Genomic DNA, 13,300 nt, shown 5'->3' on the forward strand with positions numbered 1-13,300 from the left:
CCATAACTTTAGCTTCTGATAGTTGTATATAGTTACACTTCAGTCCATCGCCTATGTTTATCCGCCTAAAAAATCTGCTGTCGTTTTTTGTGATAGCGGCTACCGTATCCTGTCAAAAAAAGGAATTTAATGCAGATTTACTGATCAAGAACGCAAAGATCTATACGGTAGACAGTGCATTTACCATAGCAGACGCGATAGTGGTCAGCAATGGAAAAATAGCGGCGGTAGGCTCCGCAGATTCTCTTGAAAAAAACTACATGGCCAAACAGGTGATAGATGCCGGCGGCAAAGCTATCTACCCAGGCTTTATCGATGCGCATACCCACTTTTACCAATATGGCATGGGTTTGCAGGAGGCGCACCTGGAAGGTACGCAAAGCTGGAATGAGATCATTGATTCGGTCTCGGCATTTGGTAAGCGCAACCCTGAGGGCTGGATCATCGGCCGTGGTTGGGACCAAAACGATTGGAAAGTAAAACAGTATCCTACCAAAGCAAAACTGGACTCCCTTTTCCCTGTACGACCGGTTATGCTGCAGCGGATTGACGGCCATGCAGCAATAGTTAACCAGGCTGCGCTGAACATTGCCAACATTAAACCCGACCAAAAAATTGCAGGCGGGCAGATTGAAACCGTCAACGGAAAACTTACCGGCATTCTGGTGGACAACGCTGTAGGCCTGGTGCGCCATAAAATGCCGCAGCCGACCGAGCAAATGGTGCAGGAAGCTTTTGCCGACGCACAGCGCAATTGTTTTGCTGTAGGACTAACTACAGTTGATGATTGCGGATTGCCTTACACACTCATCAACCCTATCGCCGAACTGCAGCACAAAGGCCTTTTAAAGATGCGTATTTATGTAATGCTGAGCGACGCGCCTGAGAATTACGAGTACCTGTTTAAACGCGGCGCTTATAAAACCCCACGACTGAATGTCCGCGCTTTTAAAGTGTATGCTGATGGCGCGTTAGGTTCGCGTGGTGCATGCTTGCTTAAACCTTATGCCGATCGTAAAGGCTGGAACGGTTTCCTGCTAAGCAGTCAGCAGCATTTCGCAGATGTAGCAGCAAAGATCGCGGAAAAAGGATTTCAAATGTGCACGCACGCCATAGGCGATTCGGCCAACCGCGTCATATTGAATACTTACGCTAAAGTGCTTAAAGGTAAAAATGACAGGCGCTGGCGGATAGAACATGCACAGATCGTTAACCCGCAGGATGTTAAACTCTTTGGCGAATATAATGTGATACCTTCTATACAGCCTACACATGCTACTTCTGATATGTACTGGGCGGGCCAGCGTTTAGGCGCCGAAAGGTTAAAAACAGCCTATGCCTACAAGAACCTGATGAAACAAAACGGTTGGCTGCCATTAGGTACAGACTTTCCTGTGGAAAATATCAATCCGCTTTATACATTCTATGCTGCCACCGAGCGTAAAGATCTGAAAGGGTTTCCGGTGGCGGGTTTTCAAAAAGAGAATGCTTTAGACCGTACCGAAGCCTTACGTGGTATAACGATATGGGCGGCGAAAGCTAACTTTGAAGAAAAAGAAAAGGGCAGTATTGAGAAGGGCAAGTTTGCAGATTTTGTAATGCTCGATCAGGATATAATGAAAATTAAGGGGAGCGAAATCCCTAAAGTTAAAGTGTTAAAAACATACATCAATGGTGAAAAAGTTTATGAGAAGAAATAGGAAGCGCATTTTCATAGCGCTGTTACTGGGTATAACCGCTGTCCAAACCGCCTGTGCACAGCAACCCGGCATCAGCAATCAGCAATTCCTTTCACAAACTAAAGATGCTGCTAATGCTACCGTTCTGTTAAACAATGAAAAAGGCACGGTTCCATTAATGGAATTAGATAAGTCGAACATCGCAGCCGTCCACTTTAGCTACAACTACTCTACTGTTTTTGATAGTTTAGCGAATAAGTATGCCAAAGTCACCCCATTTAACGGCAACAATTATTTAGGTAAAATAGCCTCCCTTGGCGAAGACCTTAAGTTATATAATACGGTAATCTTCGAGTTGACGGAATCAGATATTAATAATCCTGCGCTTGTAAGCCTGATCACATCTTTTCAAAGCATAAAAAAAGTGGTTGTTGCGTATTATGGCGCAGGCAGGGCGCTCTCTGTATTGAACGGGGTTACCGCGCCAATAATTTGGACTGACAAGACCACACCTGTAACCGCTCAATACTTACCCCAAGTTGCATTTGGCGGAGTTGCGACAACGCAGAAATTAAAAAGCAGCTTTTCATCGAAATATAACATTGGCGCGGGATTTAGTACGGCTAAGATACGTTTGCAGTACACTGTACCCGAAGATGTTGGCATCAACTCAAATAACCTGGCAAACATTGATGCAGTTGCAATGGAAGCCATTGCCAACCATGCAGCGCCCGGTTGCGTGGTGCTGGTAGCCAAAGATGGCAAAGTGATCTTTAACAAAGCCTATGGTACGCACACTTACGATGCAGGCGCGCTCCCCGAAAAAGTAACCGATATCTTCGACATGGCGTCGGTGACTAAAGTATCGGCGACAACGCCAACAGCGATGGCACTTTATGAGCAGGGCAAGCTGGATCTTGACGGCACAATGGGCCAATACCTGACCATCGCGCGCGCAACGAATAAGAATGATATTAAGGTTCGTGAGTTGTTAACACACACGGCGGGATTAACGCCGTACATTCCGTTTTACGAACATGTAAAACCCGGCGAGTGGAGTGCTGACTCATCTGCAGCTTACCCAACCAAGGTGGCCGACGGCTACTACATGATCAAAGATTACTATAAGAATTTTATGTTGCCGCAGATGCTGAACAGCGCACTTCGTACCCGTGGCAACTATGTGTATAGCGACCTGAGTATGTATTTCATGAAGGAGATAGAAGAAACCATTACTTCTACACCTTTAAACATTTACGCTCAGCAAAATTTCTATACACCGCTTGGGATGCAGACGGCGGGATTTTTACCACGTCAGCGTTTTACCCGCAACCAGATCGTCCCTACGGAAGATGATACTTACTTCCGCCACACTTTGCTGGTAGGTTACGTACATGATCAGGGCGCCGGCATGGTAGGCGGCGTGTCGGGCCATGCAGGGTATTTTTGCAGCGCCAATGACGAGGCGATCCTTTTTCAGATGTTGTTGAACAAAGGCACTTACGGTGGCGTTCAGTATTTTAAACCGGAAACTGTCGAGAAATTCACCACACGACAGTCGCAAGCCAGCCGTCGCGACCTGGGTTTCGATGGGTGGGGGCCGATCGCTGAAAGTCATTACCCATCACACTTTGCAAATGAAGGGACTTATGGCCATACCGGTTATACAGGCACTTGTGTATGGGTAGACCCGAAAGTGAACCTCGTTTATATCTTCCTGTCAAACAGGGTTAACCCAAAAGTCACCGATAAACTATTGCAGCTTAATATCCGCCCGCGTATAATGGATACCATTTATGAAGCGATAGCGAAGGGGATGTAGACTGATTCGAAAAAACATTTCTAATTAACCAATGAACTTTAATCAGGGTTGTCGCCCTGAGCCTGTCGAAGGGTTAAGCGGGCAATGATAAGCCAGGCTGAATAAGATTCTTCGCTGCGCTCTGAATGACAAAACATTTGAGGCTGGCTAAAATTTGAAATATTCTTCCGCATTGTGATAACTGATATTTTTAACCACTTGGCCTATCCATTCAAAATCGCCTGGTAGTTCGCCATTTTCAATATCCGTTCCTAACAGGCTACATAAGATACGTCTGAAGTACTCGTGCCGCGGGAAAGACAGAAAACTGCGCGAGTCGGTAAGCATGCCAACCATGCGGCTCAGTAAGCCCATGTTAGACAATGCATTCAATTGCCGCGTCATGCCATCCTTTTGGTCCATAAACCACCAAGCCGAACCAAACTGGATTTTTCCGGCCACAGAGCCGTCATTGAAATTGCCGATCATTGCTGCCATTAGCTCGTTATCCGCAGGGTTGAGGTTGTAAATAATGGTCTTGGCCAATTGGTCATTAGTATCCAGCTTATCTAAAAAGCGCGAAAGTGCCTGTGCCTGACTAAAATCGCCTATCGAATCCCAGCCGGTATCGGGCCCAAGAGTGCGAAAAGCCCGGGTGTTGTTATTGCGCAACGCGCCCAAATGAAATTGCTGCACCCAGCCTTTCTCATGGTTCCACAGCCCGAATTGCAGTAACAAAGCCGACTTAAACTTTGCTGATTCATCAGAAGTTAGTTGCCCGCCGCCCCTTATCTTATCAAAGATTTGCTTGATTTCAGGTTCTGTAAAATCTTCGGCGTAAATACGGTCAAGCCCATGATCTGCCATCTTGCATCCACGCTCGGCAAAATAATCGTGTCGGCTCTTCAACGCTTGCAGGTAATCGCAGTAAGTGCTGATGCCAAGGTTGGTTAAGGCCGACAGTTTATCTATGTAGTCATTCAACACAGGCACATCATCAACATTCATCGCTTTGTCAGGCCTGAAGGTAGGCAACACTTTTACTTCAAACCCGGAACGTTGTATGTGCTGATGGTAGCCCAAATCGTCAAGTGGATCGTCTGTAGTACAGATTACCCGCACATCCATTTTCCGGATCAGCCCGCAAACGCTCATATCTGTTTGTTGCAACTGCTCACTGCACTTATCATAAATCGGTTTCGCGTTAGTAGGCGATAACAGGTCCGTCACACTAAAATACCGCGCAAGTTCTAAATGTGTCCAATGATAAAGCGGGTTGCGCAATGTGTACGGCACGGTGTATGCCCATTGCTCAAATTTTTCGAAATCGCTTCTACTGCCGGTTATATACGCCTCGTTGACACCGTTAGCCCGCATAGCCCGCCATTTATAATGGTCGCCGGTAAGCCAGGCTTCGGTTAGGTTTTTAAACTGTTTGTTTTCGGCGATGTCCCGCGGCGACAGGTGGCAATGATAATCGACGATGGGCATGCTTTTCGCGTAATCGTGATATAATCGTTCGGCAGCAGTATTGGGCAGCAGGAAATTATCGTCTAAAAAAGCTTTCATTGCCTGGTCTTTTAATATTCTTGATAAGAGTGCTATGTCTAATTTAATTTATATTTACAGATAGCTACATCAACCGCTAAAATCGCAAAATAAAATTTAGTTATGGAAGCACATCACCCCGGGATGCCTCATGGTAAGCATAAAAAGTTCAAAGATTACCTTTTAGAAGGGCTTATGATCTTTTTAGCTGTATTTCTTGGGTTCATTGCGGAAAACCTGCGCGAACATTTATCTGACAGCAGCAAAGAGAAAAATTATCTAAACAGTTTATATATCGATCTGAAACAGGATTCGGCTAAACTTGCTGATGTGATGACTGCCGGCGCAACGATACAAAAAGGGCAGGACTCATTACTCAATCAGTTAGCAATGGTATCTGCAAAGCGATCAAACGTAGATACTGTTTATCATCTCTTTTTTAAGTACGCTACCTCCATCCCGATATTTAGTTCTGCAGACCGTACGTTAAACCAGCTTACCAACTCCGGCAACTTTCGGTTGATAGGTAATCAGTCGCTTGCGGACAGTGTGTCGAACTATTATGATAAAGTAAAGGATATATCGCTGCAATCCACCATTAACAATGATGCGGCATTAGACTGTGTGCAATTCGCGCAGAATATTTTCAAGCTCGATTACGCTTTGCATCCAAAACAAGCAAATAAGACGTTGATTAGTTATAATGCGGCTTTGATAGAAAAATACCGCAACAAGCTGATTGAAATGAAAATATCGCAGCAGTACTATATGCAGGCAGAATTGAAAGACCTGAATAAAAATTGCCTGCAATTACTGGCAATGCTTAGAAAAAGGTAAGACTGCTAAAAAACCAAAACTAATTCTTTTAGCACGCTGGTTGTTTTATACCTTTAACGTATGAACCTATCGCCCGCTGAACGCTACAACGCCAAATTCAAAGAAATTCTTGACGGACTTAATCCTGAACAGTTAGAGGCTGTAAATAAAACTGACGGGCCCGTTATGGTAGTGGCCGGTCCGGGCACGGGTAAAACGCAGATACTGGCTGCACGGATTGGCAAAATTCTGCTGGATACAGACGCGAGGGCAGACGAGATACTATGTTTGACATACACCGATGCGGGGGCGGTGGCTATGCGAAAACGTCTGTTTGAGTTCATCGGCCCAGAAGCTTACCGCATAGGCATCTACACCTTCCATGCTTTTTGCAACGAAGTGATACAGGAAAACCTGGATTATTTTGGCCGCAACAACCTGGAGCCCTTAACCGATCTGGAGGCTGCCATGCTTTTCCGCGAGTTGGTGGACGATTTCGCCAACGATCACTTGTTAAAACGTTTTACAGGCGACCGGTACTACGATGCGCCGAGGCTGAAGCGTTTGTTCTCTACCATTAAAACAGAAAACTGGAGCGAAGAACATATTAGGCAGGCGGTAAAAGAATATCTTGAAGACTTGCCGAACCGGGAAGAATTTGTTTATAAACGCCCCAACCCGAAGCAGGGCATTAAGGTTGGCGATCCAAAACAAAAAGATATAGATAAGGCTGCAGATGCTATGGCTAAACTGCTAGCCGCGGTAGGGGAGTATCCCAACTACGAGGCCAAGATGAAACGCGATGACCGCTATGATTATGACGATATGATCTTGTGGGTGTTGCGCGCCTTCCGTGAAAATACAGACCTGCTGCGCCGATACCAGGAGCGCTATCAATATATTTTGGTTGATGAGTACCAGGATACCAGCGGCTCGCAAAATACATTATTGAAGCATCTGCTGGATTATTGGGATACACCTAATGTTTTTATTGTTGGCGACGACGACCAGTCGGTTTACCGTTTCCAGGGTGCTAACATGAAAAACATTATGGACTTTGCAAATGACTACCAGCGTGTGTTAAAGACCGTAGTGCTAAAAGATAATTACCGCTCCAATCAGTCGATACTGGATATTTCCAAAATCCTGATCGATAACAATCAGGAGCGATTAACCCGGCAACTTAAGCTGAATAAAAATCTTAAAGCATCGCATCCGCGCTTTGACAGTTTAGCCGCAGAGCCAGAAATACGGGAATATGAAAATGTAGACCACGAGTTAGTAGATGTGGGTAATCAAATTGAACGCCTTATACAAAACGGTGTTGCTCCAGGCGAGATAGCTGTCATATACCGCAACCATAACCAGGCAGAGGAGTTGATCCACTACCTGGACATGCAAAAAATAGCGGTAAATACTAAACGAAAAATAGATATACTGACACTGCCTTTTGGGGAAAAGATCATCACCATACTCAGCTACCTGGCAAAAGAGTTCGACTCGCCTTACAGCGGCGATGACCTGTTGTTTGAAATCATGCATTATGATTTTTTCGAGATAAGCCCGATTGATATTGCCCGCGCCAGCATTGCCGTATCGAAAGAAAATTACGGGGTTGCCGAGGGTAAACAAAAAACATCCATCCGCCGCTATGTGGCGGATATGAGCGGCCCAAAACAGCAGCCGGGCTTGTTCGACGCAGTACAAAACGCAGGCATGAAGCAATTGGTGCAGGACATTGAAGAGCTACTTAAGGCGGCCGCCAGTTTAAGCCTACAGCAACTGTTTCAACAAGTGATCACCCGGCTGGGTATCCTGGCCTATATCATGAAACAAGCTGATAAGGGGTGGCACATGGAGGTGCTGAATAACCTTTTTAATTTTATTAAGGACGAACACCGCAAAAAAGCCGGCACAAGGCTGAAAGATATTATCGCCACCATTGAGTTGATGAAGGATAACGGCATCAGGCTTGATCTTAATCAAACCATCTATTCAGAAAATGGCGTAAATTTCCTTACCGCTCATGGTTCCAAAGGCCTCGAGTTTGAATATGTGTTTTTGATCGGCAGCAACAAACGGGTATGGGACAGCAAAGGCCGCAACGCCGGATTTGTTTATCCTGACACGTTAATGCAGGCTGCTGCCGATGAAAACGCGCAGCGTGAAGAATCGCGCAGGTTGTTTTATGTAGCGCTTACGCGGGCTAAACAGCACTTGTACGTTTCCTATCCGGCAAAAGATAAAAAAGGGAAAGACCTGGAAGCGTCACAATTTGTCGGTGAAATATTGGCGCAAACACACCTTAAGGTGCAGTACCCCAAGGTAGATGCAGATAGCTTGTTTAGGTATTTTTCAACACAGTTTAGCGAAGATGATAAGCCAACCGTAGAACTTATAGATAAAAACTATATCGCCATTCTATTACAGAATTATACGCTATCTGTTTCCCATCTGAACAATTACTTGGACTGTCCGCTCAAATTTTATTTTCAGAATCTGATACGTGTACCATCCGGGTTGAGTGCTTCAGCCGCGTTTGGGTCGGCAGTGCATTTCGCATTAAACAGGGTGTTTAGAAAATTGAAAGACAACGGAGACGAGTTCCCGACAACAGATGAATTCCTGCGCGAGTTTCGCTGGTATATGTACCGCAACAATGATCTTTTTACCGCCGAGGAATTTAAGTTGCGTTTAAGTTATGGTGAAAAGATATTGCCTGATTATTACGAATTGCATGTGCCTAAATGGAATAAAATTGCAGTGACAGAGCGCACCATAAAAAATATGGCTATAGAAGGCGTGCCTGTAAAAGGCAACCTTGATAAAATAGAATTTGTAGGCAACCAGGTAACCATCGTGGATTATAAAACCGGAAAGTTTAAATACGCCCGTGAGAAATTAAACCGTCCCGATCCGGATCATCCAAACGGCGGAGACTACTGGCGCCAGGGGGTGTTCTATAAATTACTTGTAGATAACGATAAAACCAACGACTGGTATGCTGTTGCAACCATGTTTGAATTTATTGAACCGCTGTCGCCGGGCGAATACATCCAGGAAAAATTAGTAATTAGTCCGCATGACGAGGAATTGGTTAAGTCGCAAATAAAGGATACGTATCAAAAGATTATGAATCATGAGTTTAACATCGGCTGCGGCAAAGCTGATTGCGACTGGTGCCGTTTTGTGCGCACAAACTTCAAGCAGCCGGACAAGATATTAGAAGTAGATGAAGAATAGATAAAATCTATTGTCTGCAAATTTTTGATAGATTTCTCAATAGCACTGTCGTGCCGAACTTGTTTCGGCATTTCACAGGCATATTTATACACAATAAAAAATCCCATCATACCAAGTCGTTCAAGGTATAAGCGGCCGTTTCACTTTGCAGAATCCTAAATATGAGATGCCGAAACGAGTTCGCCATGAACTATCTTTGGATATGCCAACCGGAACATTATACCTCATTCCCGTACCCTTAGCAGAAAACGCATCGGCCAAATCATTTACGCCTTATTTGATCAATACCATAAATGCCATCATCGAATACATTGTAGAGAATGAAAAAACCGCCCGGCGTTTTTTGAAAGAGGCCGGACTAAAAACATCCCAAAGCGAATTAATAATCCACGATTATGGAAAGCACAACCGCAACACGAGCTTAAAGGAATTTTTCACAGGCTTGTTATACGGTAAAGATGTGGGCCTGATGAGCGAGGCCGGTTGTCCGGGCGTTGCAGATCCCGGTGCGGATATCGTCGCTGAGGCTCACCGTTTAAATATCAGAGTAGTCCCATTGGTTGGGCCAAGTTCTATCCTGCTGGCGCTAATGGCGTCGGGATTTAGCGGGCAAAGCTTTACCTTCCATGGCTACTTACCAATTGACAAAGCAGATCGGTCCCGAAAGATCAAACAATTAGAGTCAACAGCTATCCGATTAAAACAGACCCAACTGTTTATTGAAACACCATTTCGTAATAACGCGTTGCTAGATGATATCCTAAAAACATGCGCACCTACAACCCGGCTTTGTATAGCTGCTAATTTGACCGCAGAAACTGAAATGGTGAAAACGCAAAACATTGCTGCCTGGAAGAAACAAATTCCCGATCTCCATAAACAACCTGTTATCTTTTTGCTTTATCATGCATAAATGATGCTATCAGATCAGCATACCGATGTTTTGATTATAGGCGCCGGGCCGTCGGGTTTGATGATGGTAGCGCAACTGTTGCGTTGCGGCGTTCGCGCTGTTATCATTGATAGCAAAAAAGGGCCTACAGACAAAACAAAAGCACTTGCTGTGCAGGCAAGGTCGATGGAGATTTATCGTCAAATGGGTATTGTTGATGAGGTGCTGAAAGGCGGCAGGCCATCCCGGGGTTTGCGTTTCTTTTTCGATGGGAACGAACAGGGTACGTTCCCGATCACCGACTCAGGTGCCGGCTTAACACCTTATCCGTACTTGTTTATGTATCCGCAGAGCAGAAATGAAAAGGATATGCTAAACTACCTTACCCAAAATGCTTTACCGGTTTATTGGAATACAACCTTGACCGAGTTACAGCAAGATAGTGCCAAAGTTATAACTAAGCTTACAAACGGGGAAAGCGTTATCACAGTCACTGCTGACTGGGTTGTTGGTGCGGATGGCGCGCACAGTTTTGTCCGGAAGAGTTTGGGTAGCAGTTTTAAAGGCGATACCTATCAGCATAAATTTTACCTGGCCGATGTTGTGTCTGATAAAAGCGACGATACGGTGAGCCTGTATTTTAACAACAGATCCTTCGCTGCCTTTTTCCCAAGCCCTGACAAGGATAGCTATCGCATCATAGGTGCATTGCCGAAAGAACTGGAAGACAAGCCCGACATCAGGCTCGAAGATCTAACGCCAGTGATCGAAAAGATTAAAGGTAGCCCAACCGTTGTTAAAAGGAACAATTGGTTTACGATCTACAAACTTAGTCATCGCATGGCGGATAAATTTCAAGAGGGCCGCTGCTTTCTGATTGGCGACGCGGCGCACATCCATTCTCCCGTTGGCGGGCAGGGTATGAACACAGGTTTACAGGATGCTTACAACCTGGCATGGAAACTTGGTGGTGTAATTAACGGTTCGCTAATGCGTGTTATCCTATCAAGTTACGCGGCGGAACGGATGCCGGTAGCTAAAACATTATTGAAAACCACCGACAGACTTTTTAACATAACCATGTCTACCTCATGGGGCGCGCAGCTATTTAAGCGGTTTTTGATGCCGCCGTTGCTAAAAACATTGTGGAGTTTTAGCGGCTTTACTAAAGCATTGTTTATGCGTGTATCGCAAATTGGCATTAGCTATCGCGACAGTAAAATAAATCTTCACCTTAGCCAGGCAACGCACATCAAAGCAGGCGACCGGTTACCCTACCTTAAAATATACGACGAAAAGAAGCAGATTGAAACAGACCTGCATGCATGGTGTACAAAAGCAGGTTTTACCATGATCGTTATGGGCACTATTGGCGAACAGGAACTGCACCGGTATGCTAAATGGATCACCCAGAGTTTTGGTGCAGTGTTAAACTTCTTTTACCTGCCATATTCGACTAGAAATGATGGAGTGTTTAACGCTTTTGAAATAAAAGCAGGACACATTAAGACGCTCATTATACGGCCGGACAATTATATTGGCCTTATAGCAGACAGTGCAGATTTGGGCATTGTCAACAACTACCTCATCAACACAGCTTTGATAAACTCAAAGTCAACTGTTTAATTACCAGCATTATAAAATATTCATTTGGCACAATCCTTGCGTTTTGATAAAACGTATATGAAGATGCGGCCTTTTAAAATGAAGAAACGGATTCTGGTCATTGATGATGACCCGGGGATATTAGATGCCCTGCAAATAATGCTTGAAAGTGATAACTACGAAGTAAGGCCTCTTGGTCGTGCTGATAAGATATTTGAGGAAATAGACGCCTTTGAGCCGGACCTTATACTTATGGATGTAATGCTTGCTGGTGTAGACGGCCGTAACGTTTGTAAGGCACTCAAGGCCGAAGGCAAATACAGCTTAATACCAACCATATTAATTTCGGCAAATATAAATGCCTACAGCATAATGTTCGAAAAAGGGGCGCCTAATGATTTTGTGTCGAAGCCTTTCGATATGGAAGACTTGCTGCATAGAATTGAAGTTCAGCTGGCGGCATGATTATCCGTGGATAGTTTCGCTTTTACCGTAATTTTTAATAACCTCAGCTTCGTACGCTAAAAAGTCTGCCCAACGCTTATCTACGTCAATACTGCCTGCATATTTTTTAGCAAACTTCAGGAACATAGTGTAATGCCCTGCCTCACTGATCATTAATTCGTGGTAAAAGGCAGATAGTTCTTCATCATCAATATTTTCTGACAGTACCTTAAAGCGCTCACAGCTGCGGGCTTCTATCATTGCAGAGAAAAGTAATTTCTCTACCAGCTGCTGCTCGCGTCCTCCTCCCTTAATTACAAACTTGGCCAGTTCTTTTACGTAGCTGTCTGCACGCTCCTTGCCTAGTACATAGCCGCGGGTAATAATAATGTCGTGCACACGCTTAAAATGATCCATCTCCTCTTGCACAAGTAATGCCATTTCTTGCACCAAGTCGCTCAGGTTAGGGTTTTGAACGATTAAAGTAATTGCGTTGGTGGCTGCCTTTTGTTCGCAAAAAGCGTGATCGGTTAGTATCTCCTCGATATTACCTTCAACTACATTTTTAACCCATTGCGGGTCGGTTGGCAACTGCAGCTTTAAAATGGTTCTCTCACTCACAAAGGCAAAGATATTGTTTTGCCGCGGCTGCTTAAATAAAAATGCCAGAGCAGCATAGTAGCAACCGTTCTGTAAGGGCGCCAGTGTTCTGCCAGCGAAATAAGCATGTCTTTGGTAGTTTCTTTTGGCAATTGCTTCAACTTTTTGAATGCAAGCACTGCTGCTAAATCTCCGGATGGGAAAATATCCGCACGTTGCAAAACAAACATCAGGTAAACATCTACCGTCCAGTTGCCAATGCCTTTAATCGAGATTAATACCTGACGGACTTCATCGTCGGTCGTGTTTTCAGAGGCCTCCAAGTTTATTTGCCCGCTAAAGATTGCTTCAGCCAGGCAACGCGTATAAGCCATTTTTTGCCGGCTGAAGTAGCAAGCCTTAAATTCAGCATCGCTAAGCTGCAAGACCCGCGCAGGCGTAATTTCTTGTACGGCTTCCTTAAGTTTATTCAGAGCCGCCAGGGCAGAGGCTAAGGACACCTGCTGCTCCAGTATAATATGTACCAGCGACTCAAACGTATTTGGCCTTGACCACATTGGCGGGTAGCCGTAATTGTCTATGATCCGTTTTAGGTCTGCATCTTTTGCCGCAAGGGTGTCACAAATCGAGTGGAAGCTTTCTTGATTAAACGTCGAAAACATTACTCGCAAA

Annotated in this window: 10 protein-coding genes; 7 read left to right on the forward strand and 3 right to left on the reverse strand. The window is 44.8% G+C overall.

Annotated features, from left to right (window positions below; translation table 11 throughout):
- Window positions 1–53 precede the first annotated feature (53 nt).
- Complete coding sequence (locus tag GO620_RS14935; RefSeq protein WP_157524565.1) at window positions 54–1,700, forward strand: amidohydrolase; 1,647 nt, start codon at window positions 54–56, stop codon at window positions 1,698–1,700.
- Window positions 1,687–3,501 carry a serine hydrolase domain-containing protein gene (locus GO620_RS14940; RefSeq protein ID WP_157524566.1) on the forward strand — a complete coding sequence of 605 codons (1,815 nt, stop codon included), beginning with the start codon at window positions 1,687–1,689 and terminating at the stop codon, window positions 3,499–3,501. The genes GO620_RS14935 and GO620_RS14940 overlap by 14 nt, the downstream gene beginning before the upstream one ends.
- 147 nt (window positions 3,502–3,648) lie before the next feature.
- On the opposite strand, the gene uxaC is transcribed toward GO620_RS14940, so the two are convergent.
- On the reverse strand, window positions 3,649–5,049 hold the full coding sequence (uxaC, locus tag GO620_RS14945; RefSeq protein WP_157524567.1) for a glucuronate isomerase: 1,401 nt from the start codon (window positions 5,047–5,049) through the stop codon (window positions 3,649–3,651).
- A gap of 102 nt (window positions 5,050–5,151) precedes the next feature.
- On the opposite strand from uxaC, the gene GO620_RS14950 reads away from it, so the two are divergent.
- The 5 genes from GO620_RS14950 (at window position 5,152) to GO620_RS14970 (ending at window position 12,049) form a co-directional block, all read left to right on the forward strand.
- Window positions 5,152–5,865, forward strand: a complete 714-nt coding sequence (locus tag GO620_RS14950; protein WP_157524568.1) for a hypothetical protein — start codon at window positions 5,152–5,154, stop codon at window positions 5,863–5,865.
- A gap of 60 nt (window positions 5,866–5,925) precedes the next feature.
- Window positions 5,926–9,087, forward strand: coding sequence for an ATP-dependent helicase (locus GO620_RS14955; RefSeq protein ID WP_157524569.1), 3,162 nt, complete (start codon window positions 5,926–5,928; stop codon window positions 9,085–9,087).
- 202 nt (window positions 9,088–9,289) lie between these two features.
- Window positions 9,290–10,000, forward strand: a complete 711-nt coding sequence (locus tag GO620_RS14960; RefSeq protein WP_157525133.1) for an SAM-dependent methyltransferase — start codon at window positions 9,290–9,292, stop codon at window positions 9,998–10,000.
- Complete coding sequence (locus tag GO620_RS14965) at window positions 10,001–11,605, forward strand: FAD-dependent monooxygenase (RefSeq protein WP_157524570.1); 1,605 nt, start codon at window positions 10,001–10,003, stop codon at window positions 11,603–11,605.
- Between the two features lie 78 nt (window positions 11,606–11,683).
- Complete coding sequence (locus GO620_RS14970) at window positions 11,684–12,049, forward strand: response regulator transcription factor (protein WP_157524571.1); 366 nt, start codon at window positions 11,684–11,686, stop codon at window positions 12,047–12,049.
- On the opposite strand, the gene miaE is transcribed toward GO620_RS14970, so the two are convergent.
- Window positions 12,050–12,649 (reverse strand): tRNA-(ms[2]io[6]A)-hydroxylase, encoded by a 600-nt coding sequence (miaE, locus tag GO620_RS14975; RefSeq protein WP_200230265.1) that lies wholly within the window; start codon window positions 12,647–12,649, stop codon window positions 12,050–12,052. It lies immediately after the preceding gene.
- Window positions 12,646–13,290, reverse strand: coding sequence for a DNA-3-methyladenine glycosylase family protein (locus GO620_RS14980; RefSeq protein ID WP_157524573.1), 645 nt, complete (start codon window positions 13,288–13,290; stop codon window positions 12,646–12,648). The genes miaE and GO620_RS14980 overlap by 4 nt, the downstream gene beginning before the upstream one ends.
- Between the last annotated feature and the right edge of the window lie 10 nt (window positions 13,291–13,300).

The sequence above is a fragment of the Mucilaginibacter ginkgonis genome (assembly GCF_009754905.2).
Taxonomy (GTDB): Bacteria; Bacteroidota; Bacteroidia; order Sphingobacteriales; family Sphingobacteriaceae; genus Mucilaginibacter; species Mucilaginibacter ginkgonis.